Genomic DNA, 17,841 nt, shown 5'->3' with positions numbered 1-17,841 from the left:
CTATTTTTTAGTCAACTCCCTGAACAAACTCTCCAGACTTTCATTTTTCTGGTTTAATTGTAGGATTTTAAGTTGGTTGTCATGGGCAAAATCAAATACATGGGAACGCATGTCTTCAGAAGTAGAAAAAGTAATCTCATAAACAAAATCATGGGTGTTGATTACTTGTTTTACCTTGGGGAGTTTTAAAAGAAAAGCATCCTCTACTCGGTAGTCAAATTCTACGATGACCACTTGTTCCTGACCGCCTCTTAACTCTTTTAAGGTTTTATCAGCAACAATTTCTCCCTTATTGATGATGATAACTCGGTCGCACATCGCCTCCACTTCTTGCATGATATGTGTAGAAAGAAATACCGTTTTAGTTTCACCTATGGTTTTAATCAAATGTCTGATGTCTACCAATTGATTGGGGTCCAATCCCGTGGTAGGTTCATCCAAAATTAAAACATCAGGATCGTGCAATAGCGCATTTGCCAATCCCACACGTTGTCTATATCCCTTAGATAGTTGTCCGATTTTTTTGTGAGCCTCTGGCGTTAATCCCGTAAGTTCGATAACTTCTTCCACTCGCGATTTTTTAACCCCATAAACACCCGCATTAAAGGCTAAATATTCCTTGACATATTGTTCCAAGTACAATGGGTTATGCTCAGGTAGATAACCAACGCTTTGTTGGACTTTTTGTTTCTCACTGCCTAAATCGAAGCCATTAACTTTGGCATGTCCTTCAGAAGGTTCCAAATAGGTGGTGAGAATCTTCATCATAGTTGATTTACCTGCGCCATTAGGGCCTAAAAAACCAACGATTTCAGGTTTGGAGACCTTAAATGAAATTGCATTTAGGGCCTTTTGTTCACCATATAATTTTGTGATATTTGAAACTTCAATAGACATAGTAAAAGTCGATTTTACTTTCAAAAATAATATAATTACCTATCTCTACATACCTTATTTATAAGGAAATGCTAATTACTTCTAAAAAGATTTTGTTTTTTGAATTTATTATTTACTTTAGCAAACAGATTATGAACACAATAAGCGCAAATACATATTTTAACTGGTTTTATTTCTTTTTTAGCGAAAGGAACGAGACTTTGTATGTGTAATTTGCAAAAAGATAAATTCTATAAAAAGTCTCGATTTTAATCGAGACTTTTTTTTTGATGTCAATTAAAGGTTTAAGTAATTAAGGAAATGATAAATACGGTAGAGACCATTAGATCGGTAGCCATTCAAGGAGTGAAAGGTTCCTTTCATCATATTGTTGCAGAAGATTATTTTGGTAGGGAGGTGCATGTTGAGGAGTGTCTTACTTTTGATGGGGTAGTTCAAAGCCTTATGGATGGTAAAACAGATGCTGTGATTATGGCTATTGAAAACTCCATCGCCGGTTCGATTATTCCTAATTATGCCTTGTTGGATAATCATGACCTTCATATTGTGGGGGAATATTATTTAGATGTGCAACATCAGTTAATGGCACTTCCAGGGCAGCAACTGCAAGATATTCATGAGGTGTATTCTCACCCTATGGCGCTTCTTCAGTGTAAGGAATTCTTTAAACAATATCCGCATATTAAGTTGATTGAAGATAAGGATACCGCTGAGGTAGCACAAAGAATCTGTGAAAAGGGATTGAAACATGTAGCTGCGATTGCCAGCAAATTAGCTGCTGAATTGTTTGATTTGGAAATTTTGGCAGAAAGCATTCAAACTATTAAGCATAATGAAACGCGTTTTGTGGTGGTTAAAAAACAAAATTCCTTGGTACCAGAAGCAGACATCAATAAAGCTTCCATACGGTTTGAATTGGAGCATAAAAGAGGCAGTCTAGCCGCAGTATTAAATGTGATGAGTGATTGTAGGTTGAATTTAACCAAAATTCAATCCTTGCCAAAGATCAATACGCCATGGAAATATGCCTTCTTTGTTGATGTGACCTTTGATAAAATAACCGATTTCAAAAAGGCAAAAGCACTCATTGAAATCATGGCAGAAGAGTTTAAAGTGTTGGGAGAATATAAAAACGCAAAGATATGATTGAAGTAGCTAAGAGACTTCAAACGGTAGAAGAATACTACTTCTCTAAAAAATTAAGGGAGGTTAATGTGTTAATGGCAAGTGGTAAGCCCATTATTAATTTAGGGATAGGCAGCCCCGATTTAACACCGCCAACCAAAGTGATTTCTACTTTGGTGGAGAGTTTGTCCCACTCCAATGCCCATAAATATCAGAGTTATCAGGGATTGCCTGAATTAAGGGAGGCTATGGTGTCTTTTTATAGAGATCAATTCAATGTGTATTTGAGTCCAACTACCGAAGTATTGCCGCTTATGGGGAGTAAGGAAGGAATCATGCATATATCCATGGCTTTTTTAAATGAAGGCGATGAGGTATTAATTCCAAATCCCGGTTACCCTACTTATGCTTCGGTAACTAAATTGGTTGAGGCTGTTCCTGTTTTTTATGACTTAACAAAAGAAAACGGATGGGTTCCCGATATTGAAAAATTGGAAGAACGGGATTTGAGCAAGGTGAAAATTATGTGGATTAACTATCCGAATATGCCAACTGGAGCAGTAGCTTCAGAAGCTGTTTTGATCAGATTGGTAGCCTTTGCAAAAAGACACAATATCTTGTTGGTTAATGATAATCCGTATAGTTTTATTTTGAATGAGAACCCAAGAAGTATTCTGGAGATTCCGGGAGCCAAAGAGGTGTGTTTGGAAATGAACTCCATCAGTAAAACCTTCAATATGGCTGGTTGGCGTGTGGGTATGCTTATGGGGAATTCAGAAAGATTGTCCCATGTTTTAAAAGTAAAAAGCAATATGGATTCTGGTATGTTTTATGGCATTCAGAAAGGAGCTATAGAAGCATTGAAGTGTTCAAAGATGTGGTATGTTAGCTTAAATGATGTTTATAAGGAACGCCGGGAATTGATGTGGAAATTGGCAGAAGCGCTTAACTGCACCTTTGATAGAAAGACTGTAGGTATGTTTGTTTGGGCTAGATTGCCAGAAGGAGTGAAGTCAGAAGAATTTATTGATCTATTGTTAAAGGAAAAGCATATTTTCATTCCTCCGGGAACCATATTTGGAAGTAATGGTGAAGGTTACGTCAGGTTTTCACTATGCTCACCTACAGATGTCATTGAAGAAGCAATAGCTAGAGTAAAATAAAAAAGATGATAAAAAACTTATATATCATTGGAGTTGGTCTAATTGGTGGAAGTATAGCCAGGGATGTCAAGCGAATGAATCCGGAGATGGTCATTTATGGGATTGATAAAAATCCTGATCATCTGGATGAAGCTCTAAATCTTGGTATTATTGATAAAAAGGCTCAGTTGACCGATGTTCAAGAAGCTGATTTTGTAATTGTAAGCATACCAGTTGATGCCTCGGTAGATTTGCTGCCCCAGGTCCTAGATCTTATTCATGATGATGCCTTGGTTATGGAATCAGGGAGTACCAAAGCAGATATTTGTAAAGCGGTTGCAAATCATCCAAAACGGCGAAATTTTTTGGCAACCCATCCCATTGCAGGAACCGAATTTTCTGGTCCAAGTGCAGCTCTTGAAGGCTTGTTTCATGGAAAAACAAACATCATTTGTGAGGTAGAGAAAACAGCTTTTAAACTGCAGGAGTTGGCTTTGAATATTTTTCAAATTATGGGCATGCGTATTCGCTACATGAATCCTGAAGCACATGACAAACACATTGCTTATGTATCGCATTTGTCTCACATCAGTGCATTCATGCTGGGTAAAACTGTTATTGAAAAGGAAAAAAATGAGAAAGACATCTTCGATTTGGCAGGGAGTGGATTTGCTTCAACGGTAAGGTTAGCAAAAAGTTCGCCTGCTATGTGGACACCTATATTTAAACAGAATAAAGAGAATGTTGTTGAGACATTAAATGAATATATACACAATTTGGTGAGTTTTAAGGATTTTCTGGAGTCAGATAATTATGACGAGATTTTCAATGAAATGGAAAATACAAATCACATAAAAGACATTTTAAACGGGTTAGAAAAAAAATAGATTATGGAAAACAAGAAAGAATTGAGAGGGTGGTTAGACGCCATGGAATTACCACATCCATTGGTAATTGCTGGACCATGTAGCGCAGAGACTGAAGAGCAAGTATTGAAAATAGCACATGATTTAAAAGATACAGATGTTAATTACTATCGGGCAGGTATTTGGAAGCCAAGAACCAGACCAGGTAATTTTGAGGGAGTAGGTGCACTTGGCTTAAAATGGTTGCAAAAGGTAAAAAAAGAGACTGGGCTAAAAACGGCTACAGAAGTGGCTAATAGAAACCATGTGGAATTAGCCTTAGTGCATGATATTGATCTGCTTTGGATTGGTGCTCGCTCAACTGTTAGTCCTTTTATTGTACAGGATATTGCCGATGCGCTAAAGGGAACCGATAAAATTGTATTGGTCAAAAACCCAGTGAATCCAGATTTGCCATTGTGGCTTGGGGCCATTGAACGGTTGTATGCGTCTGATATCAAAAATCTGGGTGTCATTCACAGAGGTTTCTCAACTTATGAAAAAACGAAGTATAGAAATAACCCAGAGTGGCAGTTGGCGATTGAGTTGCAAACCAAGTTTCCCGACTTACCATTGATTAATGATCCATCTCATATCACTGGTAAACGCGATATGATTTTTGATGTATCCCAAACAGCTTTAGACCTTAATTTTGATGGGTTGATGATAGAAACCCATTATGATCCCGATAATGCTTGGAGTGATGCCGCACAACAAGTAACGCCCAAAGCATTGGTTCAGATTATGAAAGATTTGAAGGTGAGAAAGGAAACAGATCCTGAAGCCGAATACTCCAATCAATTGAACAACCTTAGGGCTCAAATAGATGTTTTAGACAATCAATTAATCGATCTTTTGGGAAGGCGAATGAAAGTCTCTGATGGCATAGGCCAATTAAAAAAGAAAAAAAATGTAGCGGTGCTTCAAACCAAGCGATGGAATGAAATTTTAGGGAAAATGGTTTTGGAAGGAGAAGATAAAGGACTTAGTGAGGAGTTTATTTTGAAAATGTTTAAAGCGATTCATCAAGAATCCATCAACCATCAAGAAAAAGTTATTAATAAATAAAAGATGCCCCTTCTTATTAGGGGCATTTAAATTAAGGGCTTAAAACAAGATAATAGGGCTGTTAAATCCATATTTTGCCCTAAATTTGACACATGACAGGAACGGTTTATAAATCTACTGGTAGTTGGTATACGGTCAAAACTGATTTGGGTGTTGAATATCGATGCCGAATTAAAGGTAAATTCCGTATTCAAGGTATTAAAAGTACCAACCCAATTGCTGTAGGTGATGTAGTTGATTTTGAATTGGAAACGAAGAATGATGAAACGACTGGTGTCATTCATCACATTCATGACCGTAAAAATTACATCGTTAGAAAATCTGTTAATCTATCGAAGCAAACACATATCATTGCTTCTAATGTTGATCAGGTATTTTTGTTGGTTACCATTGATAATCCACCAACTTTCACGAGTTTTATTGATAGGTTTTTGGTCACAGCGGAAGCTTATTCTATAAAGGCTATTTTACTTTTCAATAAAATTGACGTGTATGATGAGAATACCTTAATGGAAGTTAAGTATTTGGCTCATTTATATAGGCAGATTGGATATGAATGTATTGGGATTTCAGCTAAGACCGGTAAGAATATTGACCAAGTAAAAGGTTTGATGGAAGGGAAGGTTAGTATGTTTGCAGGTCATTCAGGTGTTGGTAAATCCACATTGATTAATGCCATTGAACCCAATTTAGATTTAAAGACTCAGGAAATTTCAATGCAGCATTCCCAAGGGCAACACACAACTACCTTTGCCGAAATGTTTGACTTAAGCTTTGATGCACAAATTATTGACACGCCAGGAATCAAAGGATTTGGAGTGGTCGATATGGACAAGGAAGAAGTTGGCGATTATTTCCCAGAGTTTTTTGAATTAAAACAATACTGTAAGTTCAACAACTGCATTCATGTAGATGAACCCAAATGTGCCGTTAAGGAAGCCTTGGATAAAGATGAATTGGCTTTCTCAAGGTATCGAAGTTATCTTCAAATTTTAGAAGGAGAAGAGGAACATTACCGAACCGATAATTATGACCAAGAATAGTTCATGAAGGCAGTTATTCAAAGAGTATCTCAGGCCGGCGTAACTATTGATCATAAAAAAGTAGCGCAAATAGAAACTGGGTTAATGATTCTTTTAGGTATTGTTGAAGATGATACTCAGGAGGATATTAACTGGCTTTCCAAAAAGATTGCAAATCTTCGAATTTTTCCGGATTCTGAAGGGGTTATGAACAAATCCATTTTGGATGTTTCTGGGAAAGCCATAGTTGTTAGTCAATTTACATTACACGCCAGTACAAAAAAAGGAAACAGACCAAGTTATATCTATGCGGCCAAACCAGTTGTTGCCATTCCGATATATCATTCATTTATAGATTCTTTGGAGAAGGAATTAGGAGATTCTGTTCAAACAGGTGAGTTTGGTGCCGATATGAAGGTGGATTTAATTAATGATGGACCTGTGACTATTATCATAGATACGAAGGAAAAAGTGTGAAAAAAATCTTAAAAATTTCATAAATTTACATTCCAAAAATTTTAGGAATGCGCCCAAATTTATTTCAACTGGTTTTATTACTGGTATTACCCTTTTATTCTCAATCTCAAGACCAATCAAAATTTACATCCTTAACATTACCTAAAGAACTAACAGAAAGTGCCAATGCGGTTGTTAGACAGGATGATATTTTGATTGATATTACTTCTTACAATCGATTTGTCCATACAAACACTCGAATCGTCACGGTTTTAAATAAAAAGGGAGATGACGATATTGGGGCGGTTTTTTTCTATGATGAAAACACCAATATTAAAAGCTTGGAAGTTCGAATTTATAACAGTCTTGGAAAGGAAATCAATAAATTCAAAAAGAAGGATTTTGAAGATCAAAGTGCCGTAAGTAATGGTACATTATATGCCGACAATAGAGTTAAGTATTTGAGATATACCCCTATTGCTTATCCGTACACAGTAAAAATTGAATCGGTTGTTGAATACCGTTCGACAGCCTTTTTGCCAGGTTGGAGACCCTTAGAAGGGTTTTATGTGAGTACTGAAGAAGCTGAGTATAAAATTCAGAATAGTTCGGGGGTCGAACTTAAAGTTAAGACAACTAATTTTGAGCCATTTGGTATTGAAAAATTATCTAACTTTCACTTTAAGGCATCCCATCTGCAAGCTTTAAAGCCAGAGGCATATTCTCCTAATTTTTATGTTTACGCCCCAAGATTAAAAGCAGCTTTGATTGATTTTGATATGGAAGGAGTGAGAGGCGTTAATTATGACTGGAAAACATTTGGCCAATGGTACAATGATAAGCTGCTTTTTGATACACAAGTTTTGCCCGAAACTGTAAAAGCTGAAATTAAGTCGCTTACAGAGACTGCTTCCACCGAGTTGGAAAAGGCTAAAATTGTTTATGAGTATGTTCAAAAGAAAACGCGATATATAAGTGTTCAAGTGGGTATTGGAGGTTGGAAGCCCATGTATGCGGAAGATGTAGATAGACTGGGTTATGGGGATTGTAAAGGTTTGACCAACTATACCAAGGCTTTGTTAAATGAGGTAGGTGTTACTTCTTATCACACATTGATATACGGAAGTGATGAACTTCAGAATTTTGATTCAGAATTTTCAGCAGTGCAAGGGAACCATATGATTCTTACTATCCCACATGAGGATGATTACATTTGGTTAGAATGTACTAGTCAAACAGCTCCGTTTGGTTATAATGCTAATTTCACAGATGATAGAGATGCCCTTGTAGTAACACCAGAAGGGGGCAAAATTGTACACACCCGGAAATATCTGGATGAAGATAATTTACAAACTACAAAATCAAAAGTAGACTTATCAAATGATGGAACCGTTCATGCCAACGTATTAATTAGATCATTTGGCTCTCAGTATGGGGAGCATTATTTTCTTGAGACTTCAACAAAAAGAGATCAAGAACTGTATTACAAAAAGAGATATTGGAGTTATTTGAATAGTTTGAGAATTGATAAAACACAATTTGAGAATGATAAGGATTCTATTATGTTTTTAGAACAAATTGATTTGAGTTTAAGTAACTATGGAATGCAAGCAGGAAAGGATATTTTAATTAATCCTAACCTTTTTAATAGGTATTCCAATGTGCCACCAAAATATAAGGAAAGAAACCTGCCTTTTGAAGTAGAAAGAGGATTTGTGGATGAAGATGAAACAGAAATTCATTTAGGAGATGATTTAGTCGTAGAGGGACTATTTAACGATTTTGAGTTAAAGTCAAAATATGGATGGTATCGAATTTCCGTATCTGAGAATGATGAGGGAAATATTTTATATCGTAGAACTTTCAAGCTAAATAAGGGGGCTTATACAAAAGAAGAATATCAAGAATTCAGAGATTTTTTGGTTGAAGTTTCCAAACAAGACAATGCAAAAATCATCTTAAAAAATAAATCCTAAAAAATGAAAAACACAACTAACCTACTCCTATTTTTTTTACTAATTACTTGTTCAGCTTTTGCTCAAGATTTTCGATTTGGAAAGGTGAGCAAAGAAGAAGTGAGCCAAAAAAAATGTCCCATAGATTCTAGTGCCAATGCAGCTTATTTGTACAAATCTAGGAGGTCCTATATTAATTACACTGAGAATAAGGGCTTTCATTTAATTACTGAAATATTTGAGCGTATAAAAATTTACGATGCAGATGGCTTTGATCACGCCACTCAAATAATAAGTCTTTATAAAAGTGATTCAAGAAGTGATAGTGAATCTTATAGTGGTTTAAAAGCTTACACCTATAATTTGGTTGGTGGAAAGTTGGAAGAAATCAAATTAAAGAATGATGGTATTTTTGAAGAGGAAGTTTCTAAATATAGAGATCATGTAAAAATAACCATGCCAAATATTTCTGTAGGTTCTGTAATAGATATAAAATATCGTGTGGAGTCTCCATTCTTGAGTAACGTTGATGACTTTGTTCTACAGACGGATATACCAATTATGAATTTGGAAGCCAGTTTCAAATCCCCAGAATATTTCAATTATAAAATTAACGCTAGAGGCTATTTGCCAATCTCCCCTAATTTGGAAACCGGGAATGAGAAAATCACCTTCGCATCAAAGGCTCAGTATGGTAATTCTTATGGAGCTTATTCGGGAACGGGTACCACTAGCAGAAGTGATGTGGACTTTAGAACAAATAAATATAGTTTTAACTTAAAGGATATTCCAGCTTTAAGAGATGAGCCCTACGTTGGAAATATTGATAATTATCGATCTACAGTGAAGTTTGAATTGTCTTATACACAATTTCCACAATCGACGGTTACAAATTATTCCACCACCTGGGAAGATGTTGTTAAAACAATTTATAAAAATGATTCTTTTGGAAGTGAGCTTAATAAGTCTGGTTATTATGATGACGATATAGATCAACTTTTGGCATCTGCCACAAATGATTTGGAAAAAATTGCCTTGATTTTTGGGTATGTAAGAAATCACATGTCTTGGAATGGATATTATGGAAAATTTACGGATAATGGAGTGAAAAGAGCCTACAAGGAAAGAAGTGGAAATGTGGCTGAAATTAATTTGATGTTAACTTCTATGATGCGTTATGCGGGCTTGGAATCTTATCCTGTATTAGTAAGCACACGATCAAACGGAATCCCTTTGTTTCCAACAATAGACGGTTACAATTATGTGATAGCCAGTGTGAAGAGTGATAATGGATTTGTTTTGTTGGATGCCACCAGCAAGTTTAGTACGCCCAATGTGTTACCAACAAGAACCTTAAACTGGGAGGGGAGAGTTATAAGAAATGATGGTTCTTCAACTACTGTAAATTTATACCCTTCAATTAAAGCTAAAAATACAGTCTCAGCAATGGTAACTCTAGATGAACAAGGATCTATTAATGGCTCTATTAGAACGGTATTTTCAAATCACAATGCGCTTAAATATAGAGAGAAGTACATAGGTGCAGAGCAGGAATCATTCATTCAGTCTAAAGAGAATACCTACGGAGGTATGGAAATAGAAGAATTTAAAGTTGCAAATGATTTAGATTTTAGCAAGCCGGTTATGGAAACCTATTCCTTTACTAAGGAGTCACAGGCCGAAGTAATAGGCGATAAAATTTATTTTTCTCCTTTGTTTTTTATGCGAGATTTAGAGAATCCTTTTAAATTAGAAAAAAGGGAATTTCCTATTGACTTTGGTTACCCATCAGGAAGTAAATATATGATTAATGTGGTAATTCCTGAAGGTTATGAAGTTGAGAGTATCCCAGAACCAGTGGCTTTTTCGCTTCCAGATAATTTAGGTACCTTTAAGTTTAAAATTACAGAAGGAGCTAATTCATCTGTTCAATTAATGATGGAGTCAGATATTAATTCATCCTTGATTCCTGCTAATTATTATAAATCTATCAAGACCTTTTTTCAAGAAATGGTAGATAAGGAAAATGAAAAAGTTGTTCTCAAAAAAGTATAACATGGATATCAAACATGCACAAAAAGAGGTTGATGATTGGATTAAAGAACACGGTGTTCGTTATTTCAATGAGTTGACAAACATGGCGCAACTTACAGAAGAGGTAGGTGAGGTTGCTAGAATTATAGCGCGACGTTATGGGGAGCAGAGTGAAAAGGAGAGTGATAAGGAGAAGGATTTGGGGGAGGAATTAGCCGATGTGGTCTTTGTTGTTTTATGTTTGGCCAACCAAACGGGAATTGACCTGCAAGCAGCATTTGATAAAAAGATGGATAAGAAAACCAAACGAGATCACGATAGACATCATAATAATGAGAAATTGAAATAGTTTTTCTTGTTTTACCTCAATATCTTTAAGGCTAATATTCAAATAATGACAATCACCCTCAATCCATCCCAACTTAAGGAAGCATCAAATATCACGATCAGCGGATCTAAGAGTGAGTCTAATAGGCTTCTATTGCTTAAGGCCATTTATCCAGCATTAAGTATTACAAATCTTTCAGATTCTGATGATTCGGAAGTGATGCAAAAGGCTCTTAACAGTGAATCTGATGTGATAGATATCCATCATGCAGGGACAGCGATGCGGTTTTTGACCGCTTATTTTGCAAGTCAGGAAGGAAGAACCATTACCTTAACTGGGTCAGAGCGCATGAAGGAGCGACCCATCCAAATATTAGTGGATGCACTTCGTGATTTAGGGGCTCAAATTGATTATTTGGAAAATGAAGGTTGCCCTCCCTTGAAAATTATAGGATCTCATTTAATCAAATCTAAAATATCACTGCCAGCTAATGTGAGTAGCCAGTATATTTCGGCTCTGATGTTGGTGGCTCCAAGTTTGGATCAAGGTTTAGAAATTACTTTGCAAGGTCAGATTACCTCTATACCGTATATAAAAATGACCCTTCAACTGCTTCATCAAATTGGGGTTAAGGGTCATTTTGAAAATCAAACTATTAAAGTGTATCCAAAGGGTCAGATGACCCCAAAAACGATTACGGTGGAATCCGATTGGTCTTCGGCATCCTATTTTTACAGTTTTGTTGCTTTAAGTGACATTGGCACGCAAATTACATTGAGCAGTTATAAAGAGAGCAGTCTTCAAGGAGATTCTATCTTAGCTAATATCTATAAGGAATTCGGCGTGCAAACTACCTTTCTAGAAGATTCCATTGTTCTTGAAAAAGTTGAAATCAATTTAGATGAAAAGCATTTTGATTTGGTTACCTGTCCCGATATCGCACAGACTATTGCCGTAACCTGCTTGGGCTTGGGAATTAAGTGTGATTTGGTAGGGTTACATACTTTAAAAATAAAGGAAACTGATAGGCTAGAAGCTTTAAAGGCCGAGATTAAAAAATTGGGAGGTATTGTTTCGGTTACAGATAAAAGCTTGCATTTGGAAAGCTCTACTTCCTTAAATTCAAATATAGAAATAGAGACCTATCATGACCATAGAATGGCTATGGCATTTGCTCCTTTGGCATTAAAAACAACTTTGAAGATTAAGGATGCCATGGTGGTAACCAAGTCTTATAAAGCCTTTTGGGATGATCTTGAGATCATTGGTATTGCCCTTTCCAAATAATAATTGGTCAAATACTTGACAACCCCTTGTTTGAGATTGTATATTTGCACCCTTTACGTAAGATAAAGCTTAAGCTTAATTTAAATTTTAAAACAAACAGATGAAATTATCACATTTTAACTTCAATCTACCCAGTGAATTATTGGCTGAGTATCCTTCAGAAAATAGGGATGAGGCACGTTTAATGGTATTGGATAGAAAAACTCAAACTATTGAACATAAATACTTTAAGGATTTAATCGATTATTTTGATGAAAATGATGTGATGATTCTTAACAACACCAAGGTTTTTCCTGCCAGATTATATGGTAATAAGGAAAAAACGGGAGCCAGAATTGAAGTGTTTTTATTGAGAGAGCTTAACGAGGAGCAAAGACTGTGGGATGTTTTGGTTGACCCAGCTAGAAAAATCCGTATCGGTAATAAGTTATACTTTGGTGATGATGAGACGTTGGTAGCTGAAGTTATAGATAATACAACTTCTAGAGGTAGAACGCTTCGTTTTCTTTATGATGGGTCTTACAGAGATTTCAGAACCAAGTTAAGAGAATTGGGGGAAACACCACTTCCAAAATATATCAAAAGGGAGGTAGAGCCAGAGGATGAAGATAGATACCAAACTATTTATGCTAAAAGGGAAGGAGCGGTAGCTGCACCAACTGCGGGGTTGCACTTTTCAAAGCATTTGCTAAAACGTTTGGAGATTAAAGGAGTGAATTTGGCCGAAATTACTTTGCATGTTGGTCTTGGGACATTTAACCCTGTTGAGGTTGAAGATCTGTCTAAGCACAAAATGGATAGTGAAGAGATTTTAATTGAAAAAGCTGCTGTTGAAACCGTAAATAAAGGAATTGCAGAAAAAAGACGTGTATGTGCTGTTGGTACAACTGTAATGCGTGCTGTGGAAAGTTCTGTGTCTTCAAGTGGAACATTAAATGAATTTGAGGGGTGGACCAATAAATTTATTTTCCCTCCTTATGATTTCAGTATTGCAAATTGTATGGTAACAAATTTCCATACCCCAAAATCCACTTTATTAATGATGGTTTCTGCTTTTGCAGGTCACGATTTCATGAAAAAGGCTTATGAAGAAGCTGTAAAAGAAAAATACAAATTTTACAGCTATGGTGATGCCATGTTGATTTTGTAGAAAATAAATTTCAAAAATAATTCAAGCCTTGTTTTTACAAGGCTTGTTTTGTTTGTAATTCAATTATCTTTGATATGATGAAGGATAGTAAAAAGGATATTAGGGCGCTGACTAAAGAGCAATTGCGTGATTTTTTTGTGAAGGAAGGTGATAAAGCTTTTCGAGGAAATCAAGTATACGAATGGCTTTGGAGTAAATCGGCTCATTCGTTTGATGAGATGACCAATATCTCAAAGGAGACCAGGGATAAATTGGATGCCCATTTTGTAATCAATCATATTGAGGTTGATAGCATGCAGAAAAGTTCAGATGGCACCATTAAAAATGCGGTGAAACTTCATGACGGTTTGGTGGTTGAATCCGTTCTCATTCCAACTGAAAATAGAACCACAGCTTGCGTGTCAAGTCAAGTTGGATGCAGTCTAGATTGCAAGTTTTGTGCTACAGCCCGTTTAAAACGCATGCGTAACTTAAACCCCGATGAAATATTTGATCAAGTAGTCGCCATAGATAAGGAAAGTAGGTTGTACCATAATAAGCCCTTAAGTAACATTGTTTTTATGGGAATGGGAGAGCCATTGATGAATTATAATAATGTGCTAAAGGCTATAGATAAAATTACTTCTCCAGAAGGTTTGGGTATGTCGCCAAAACGCATTGTAGTTTCAACTTCAGGGGTTCCCAAGATGATTAAGAAAATGGCAGATGAAGAGGTGAAGTTTAAATTGGCCGTATCCCTTCACTCAGCGATTGACGAAGTGCGTTCTAAGATCATGCCTTTTAATGAAAATTTTCCACTTAAAGATTTAAGGGAGGCCTTAGAATATTGGTATGCCAAAACGAAAAATAGAATTACCTATGAGTATGTTGTTTGGCGAGGTATAAATGATAGAAGGAAGGATGTAGAAGCTTTAATAGACTTCTGTAGATTCGCCCCCAGTAAGGTGAATTTAATCGAATACAATCCTATAGATGACGGTGAGTTTCAGCAAGCGAGTGAGGAGGCTTTGAATATGTATATTAACATGTTAGAGGCAAATAATATTACTGTTACGGTAAGGCGGTCTCGAGGAAAGGATATAGATGCAGCCTGCGGGCAGTTAGCTAACAAAAATCAATAAAAAAAAGGGAACTTACTAGGTTCCCTTTTTTTATTAAATCACTATTTTTTTGGTTAAGGTACTGCCGCTTTCTGAGCTTGACAATTGAATGACATAAATTCCTCGGGTAAGATTTGATGTGCTAATGGTGCTTTGAGATGAGCCATCTAAATTTCCTGTTAGCATTTTCTGCCCAGTAATACTGAATAATTGATATTGAGCACTATTATTCAAATTAGTTACTTTAATCAAATTATTACTGACTGAAATTTGCACATTATTTGCGTCAAATTCATCAATGCTTAAGGTTTCCGCTTCAACTACAACATTATCAATCTCAATTGTGAATTGATCTGTGACATCATGATGTCGGAATGCAATGTAAACCATTGGTTCTCCGGCCAAATCTGATAAATCCAACGTACGAGGTGTTAAAGTATTTACACCATCTAAGGTAGACTCGTTAAAATATATGTCAGAGGCAAGGAAGTCATCAATAGTATTACCAGTAGCTGCATAGACTGTGTAATTTTCTATATCCCATGAAGCATCTATGGCCATTACTTCATAATTTAGGGAAATTGCTCCAGAGGCACCAGATAAATTCATCATTGGGGAAATGGCCCAGTTGTCAGGCGTTAATGCACTGCCGCTCCAGGATGCAGATCTTAATACTGGAGTGCCAACAGGAACATCATCATCATCTACTATTTGGACAGCAATCCAGTTAGCACCATCTCCATCGCTATCAACTAGAGTCCAATCGGAAATATCTGCATCGTCGAAATCATCCGACCAAACAGTCTCTTGTGCTATTAGTTGGATGGAAAATAAAATAGAAAAAAGAAGAGTAATGTTTTTCATATGATTGATATTTAGCATGTTACTTCCTTAAATCTAGTCATTTAAATCATGAAATCCTAATGGCTTATTTTGAATTTTGAGAGAATTGCCAAATGATTGATTTTTTTTATTAGGTTTGCTATTCTTTTAACAAAGAGTGGCTATTCTTGAAAATCGTTGAACAAATAAAGCAGCCTATTGCCTTTGAAATGGAACTTTTTGAGCAAAAGTTCAGACTATCAATGTCCTCAAAGGTGGCCTTACTTAACAGAATCACCCATTACATTGTAAACAGAAAAGGGAAACAAATGCGTCCCATGTTTGTGTTTTTGGTTGCAAAAATGATAAATCACGGTGAAGTTAGTGAAAGAACTTATAGAGGAGCATCGGTTATTGAATTGATTCATACAGCCACGTTGGTGCATGATGATGTCGTTGACGACAGTAACAGGCGCCGAGGATTTTTCTCAGTCAATGCACTTTGGAAAAATAAAATAGCCGTATTGATTGGGGACTTTTTACTATCAAAAGGTTTGTTATTATCCATAGACAATAATGATTTTGATTTATTGAAAATCATTTCGGTTGCTGTAAGGGAAATGAGTGAGGGTGAACTTCTTCAAATTGAAAAGGCAAGAAGATTGGATATTACTGAAGAGGTTTACTATGAAATCATCCGTCAGAAGACAGCAACTTTAATAGCGGCATGTTGTAGTCTTGGAGCTGCATCAGTTAAACCAAATTCTCCTGAGGTGGAACAGATGAGGAGATTTGGAGAGTTAATCGGAATGGCATTTCAAATTAAAGATGATTTATTTGACTATGGGGATGATCAAATAGGTAAACCCACAGGAATTGATATTAAGGAACAGAAAATGACACTACCCCTTATTCATGTTCTCAATAAGGCTCCCAAAAAAGAAAAGGCTTGGTTGATTAATTCGGTTAAAAATCATAATAAAAACAAAAGTCGTGTGAAGGAAGTGATTTCCTATGTAAAAACCGAAGGAGGGTTGGATTATGCAGTTTCAAAAATGAAAGGCTTCCAGATGGAAGCCCTTGAAATCTTGAACCAATATCCAGATTCTGAATTTAAGAATTCACTGGAACTCATGGTTAATTATGTTATTGACAGAAAGAAATAATTATAAACCTAGATTGATAATTGCATCAGAATTGGGTAAATAATTATAGCATCTCCAAAAGGATTCCTGATTAGCACCTTCATATTTCCAAGCAACATCCCCATTAGGAGTTATTTCCCAAAACCCATAAGTTCCCTCGCAAATTAAAGTGTTTCCATTGTTGAGTCTTACAGCTCCAGAAATAAATGGAGAGTAAAGAGATGGATCTGTAAAAGACCAAATAACATTGGGTTCATTATTGAAGTTAGGATTTAAAGAAAATAGGGGTATTTCAATTTCCATAACTGAAGATTGCGAAAAATTGTTTCCGTTATTGTATACCAACATATTCCCATGACCAGGAATACCTCCTTCTATCAAATTAGGAAAATGGCAATTGTAAAAAATCCTTTCTCCTTCCATATTATTATAAGCCGTTGGATTACCGAATCTATAAATGAGATCTCCCCCTCGGTTATAATTACCACCCACATGTTCTGAAGCCTCAGCTGTAGTGGTACTATGGTCAATGACCCAAACTTCACTGTAATAATTGACAGTTACATAAATAACATCCTTTTCTTCATCATAATCTAACCCATTAAAATGCATTAAATTACTTGTTGACGCCTCGTTGTAGTTAATGTTTATCAAATGAGGGTTGTCAGAAACAATTCCATAATTTGGTAAGGTATTGTCAAACTCTTGGACAATATGATCCCAACTATGCCATTTCCATACAATTTCATCCGTTTCAGGATTAACTTCAATTAAGGTTTCAGTAAATATATTTCCTCCACCATCAACCCCATTTTGTTGGGCTACCTCTGTTTCTATTCTTTCCCATGCGATAAAAAGGATGTTACCGTTTGGTAATCTATCTAAGTCATGATGGGAAATATAATTGTCACTATAATATTCAAACTCCCAATCAATGGAGCCATCAGGATTGATGAGCCTAATTATTCCGCCATAACCTGGAAAAGAAATAACAGGAGTATCAACTTTAAACATTCCCAATAATTGACCATTGTCTAATAGCTCTAAATCTTGGCCCATGTTTTTGTTGAAATTCCATTGTTTCACTTTATGCCCTTCCTTATTAAGTATATAAGATTTAGTACCGCCATTTTCAATAGCTAAGACATAACTGTCTTCAAATAAATCGGGCTCATATACCACTATATTGTCAGTTGGTTCTGGATCATTGGGCTGTTCAGGATTCTCAACAGGATTTCCGCTTGAAATTATTGGGTCGTCATTGCTACTACAAGAAGTGCTTAAAATGAAAATGGAACAAGCTAGAATGAAGAATTTATTATACATGAAATAGGTTTTGATCAATGAGAATTCAAATATAACTATTCTTGATTGCAATAAAAAAGAGCTCTTATTGGTTTACATT

The 17,841-nt window shown here is 35.9% G+C and carries 16 protein-coding genes; 13 read left to right on the top strand and 3 right to left on the bottom strand.

Annotation, left to right across the window (positions count from 1 at the left end; genetic code table 11):
- Positions 1 to 897: a gliding motility-associated ABC transporter ATP-binding subunit GldA gene (gene gldA, locus LOK78_RS13020; RefSeq protein ID WP_232395240.1), complete on the bottom strand. Its 897-nt coding sequence runs from the start codon at positions 895 to 897 to the stop codon at positions 1 to 3.
- Positions 898 to 1,197: 300 nt separating this feature from the next.
- On the opposite strand from gldA, the gene LOK78_RS13015 reads away from it, so the two are divergent.
- The 12 genes from LOK78_RS13015 to rlmN all read left to right on the top strand — a co-directional run bounded on the left by LOK78_RS13015 (position 1,198) and on the right by rlmN (position 14,490).
- A complete protein-coding gene (locus LOK78_RS13015; RefSeq protein WP_232635191.1) occupies positions 1,198 to 2,043 on the top strand; it encodes a prephenate dehydratase in 846 nt (281 codons plus the stop codon).
- Positions 2,040 to 3,185: a pyridoxal phosphate-dependent aminotransferase gene (locus tag LOK78_RS13010; RefSeq protein ID WP_232635190.1), complete on the top strand. Its 1,146-nt coding sequence runs from the start codon at positions 2,040 to 2,042 to the stop codon at positions 3,183 to 3,185. Before LOK78_RS13015 ends, LOK78_RS13010 begins: the two co-directional genes overlap by 4 nt.
- Before the next feature lie 8 nt (positions 3,186 to 3,193).
- Complete coding sequence (locus tag LOK78_RS13005; RefSeq protein ID WP_232635217.1) at positions 3,194 to 4,051, top strand: prephenate dehydrogenase; 858 nt, start codon at positions 3,194 to 3,196, stop codon at positions 4,049 to 4,051.
- A gap of 3 nt (positions 4,052 to 4,054) precedes the next feature.
- Complete coding sequence (locus LOK78_RS13000; protein ID WP_232635189.1) at positions 4,055 to 5,137, top strand: bifunctional 3-deoxy-7-phosphoheptulonate synthase/chorismate mutase type II; 1,083 nt, start codon at positions 4,055 to 4,057, stop codon at positions 5,135 to 5,137.
- A gap of 92 nt (positions 5,138 to 5,229) precedes the next feature.
- The gene (rsgA, locus tag LOK78_RS12995; protein WP_053970304.1) at positions 5,230 to 6,180 is read left to right on the top strand and encodes a ribosome small subunit-dependent GTPase A; all 951 of its coding nucleotides are present in this window, start codon (positions 5,230 to 5,232) and stop codon (positions 6,178 to 6,180) included.
- Positions 6,181 to 6,183: 3 nt separating this feature from the next.
- Positions 6,184 to 6,636, top strand: a complete 453-nt coding sequence (gene dtd, locus LOK78_RS12990; RefSeq protein ID WP_232635188.1) for a D-aminoacyl-tRNA deacylase — start codon at positions 6,184 to 6,186, stop codon at positions 6,634 to 6,636.
- Positions 6,637 to 6,683: 47 nt separating this feature from the next.
- Positions 6,684 to 8,591, top strand: coding sequence for a DUF3858 domain-containing protein (locus LOK78_RS12985; RefSeq protein ID WP_232635187.1), 1,908 nt, complete (start codon positions 6,684 to 6,686; stop codon positions 8,589 to 8,591).
- Between the two features lie 3 nt (positions 8,592 to 8,594).
- The gene (locus LOK78_RS12980; protein ID WP_232635186.1) at positions 8,595 to 10,625 is read left to right on the top strand and encodes a DUF3858 domain-containing protein; all 2,031 of its coding nucleotides are present in this window, start codon (positions 8,595 to 8,597) and stop codon (positions 10,623 to 10,625) included.
- A 1-nt stretch (position 10,626) separates the two neighbouring features.
- On the top strand, positions 10,627 to 10,953 hold the full coding sequence (locus tag LOK78_RS12975; protein WP_166960931.1) for a nucleotide pyrophosphohydrolase: 327 nt from the start codon (positions 10,627 to 10,629) through the stop codon (positions 10,951 to 10,953).
- 45 nt (positions 10,954 to 10,998) lie between these two features.
- Positions 10,999 to 12,219 carry a 3-phosphoshikimate 1-carboxyvinyltransferase gene (locus LOK78_RS12970; RefSeq protein WP_232635185.1) on the top strand — a complete coding sequence of 407 codons (1,221 nt, stop codon included), beginning with the start codon at positions 10,999 to 11,001 and terminating at the stop codon, positions 12,217 to 12,219.
- Positions 12,220 to 12,319: 100 nt separating this feature from the next.
- On the top strand, positions 12,320 to 13,369 hold the full coding sequence (gene queA / locus LOK78_RS12965) for a tRNA preQ1(34) S-adenosylmethionine ribosyltransferase-isomerase QueA (protein ID WP_053970300.1): 1,050 nt from the start codon (positions 12,320 to 12,322) through the stop codon (positions 13,367 to 13,369).
- 77 nt (positions 13,370 to 13,446) lie between these two features.
- Positions 13,447 to 14,490 (top strand): dual-specificity RNA methyltransferase RlmN, encoded by a 1,044-nt coding sequence (rlmN, locus tag LOK78_RS12960; protein WP_232635216.1) that lies wholly within the window; start codon positions 13,447 to 13,449, stop codon positions 14,488 to 14,490.
- Between the two features lie 33 nt (positions 14,491 to 14,523).
- Here the strand turns inward: rlmN and LOK78_RS12955 are convergent, their stop codons facing one another.
- On the bottom strand, positions 14,524 to 15,333 hold the full coding sequence (locus LOK78_RS12955; protein ID WP_232635184.1) for a T9SS-dependent choice-of-anchor J family protein: 810 nt from the start codon (positions 15,331 to 15,333) through the stop codon (positions 14,524 to 14,526).
- A 146-nt stretch (positions 15,334 to 15,479) separates the two neighbouring features.
- On the opposite strand from LOK78_RS12955, the gene LOK78_RS12950 reads away from it, so the two are divergent.
- Entirely contained in the window at positions 15,480 to 16,457 is a 978-nt protein-coding gene (locus tag LOK78_RS12950) for a polyprenyl synthetase family protein (protein ID WP_232395255.1), read from the top strand.
- Here the strand turns inward: LOK78_RS12950 and LOK78_RS12945 are convergent, their stop codons facing one another.
- Positions 16,458 to 17,762 carry an aryl-sulfate sulfotransferase gene (locus LOK78_RS12945; protein ID WP_232635183.1) on the bottom strand — a complete coding sequence of 435 codons (1,305 nt, stop codon included), beginning with the start codon at positions 17,760 to 17,762 and terminating at the stop codon, positions 16,458 to 16,460.
- Positions 17,763 to 17,841 lie beyond the last annotated feature (79 nt).

The organism is Mangrovimonas futianensis, assembly GCF_021245805.1.
Lineage (GTDB): Bacteria > Bacteroidota > Bacteroidia > Flavobacteriales > Flavobacteriaceae > Mangrovimonas > Mangrovimonas futianensis.
The sequence above is the reverse complement of the archived record's forward strand: the minus strand, read 5'-3'. Positions and strand labels throughout refer to the sequence as shown.

Bases quoted from the DNA above. Each gene is read 5' to 3' on its own strand.
- gldA (WP_232395240.1), bottom strand. From the start codon at position 897: ATGTCTATTGAAGTTTCAAATATCACAAAATTATATGGTGAACAAAAG.
- LOK78_RS13015 (WP_232635191.1), top strand. From the start codon at position 1,198: ATGATAAATACGGTAGAGACCATTAGATCGGTAGCCATTCAAGGAGTG.
- LOK78_RS13010 (WP_232635190.1), top strand. From the start codon at position 2,040: ATGATTGAAGTAGCTAAGAGACTTCAAACGGTAGAAGAATACTACTTC.
- LOK78_RS13000 (WP_232635189.1), top strand. From the start codon at position 4,055: ATGGAAAACAAGAAAGAATTGAGAGGGTGGTTAGACGCCATGGAATTA.
- rsgA (WP_053970304.1), top strand. From the start codon at position 5,230: ATGACAGGAACGGTTTATAAATCTACTGGTAGTTGGTATACGGTCAAA.
- dtd (WP_232635188.1), top strand. From the start codon at position 6,184: ATGAAGGCAGTTATTCAAAGAGTATCTCAGGCCGGCGTAACTATTGAT.
- LOK78_RS12985 (WP_232635187.1), top strand. From the start codon at position 6,684: ATGCGCCCAAATTTATTTCAACTGGTTTTATTACTGGTATTACCCTTT.
- LOK78_RS12980 (WP_232635186.1), top strand. From the start codon at position 8,595: ATGAAAAACACAACTAACCTACTCCTATTTTTTTTACTAATTACTTGT.
- LOK78_RS12975 (WP_166960931.1), top strand. From the start codon at position 10,627: ATGGATATCAAACATGCACAAAAAGAGGTTGATGATTGGATTAAAGAA.
- LOK78_RS12970 (WP_232635185.1), top strand. From the start codon at position 10,999: ATGACAATCACCCTCAATCCATCCCAACTTAAGGAAGCATCAAATATC.
- queA (WP_053970300.1), top strand. From the start codon at position 12,320: ATGAAATTATCACATTTTAACTTCAATCTACCCAGTGAATTATTGGCT.
- rlmN (WP_232635216.1), top strand. From the start codon at position 13,447: ATGAAGGATAGTAAAAAGGATATTAGGGCGCTGACTAAAGAGCAATTG.
- LOK78_RS12955 (WP_232635184.1), bottom strand. From the start codon at position 15,333: ATGAAAAACATTACTCTTCTTTTTTCTATTTTATTTTCCATCCAACTA.
- LOK78_RS12945 (WP_232635183.1), bottom strand. From the start codon at position 17,762: ATGTATAATAAATTCTTCATTCTAGCTTGTTCCATTTTCATTTTAAGC.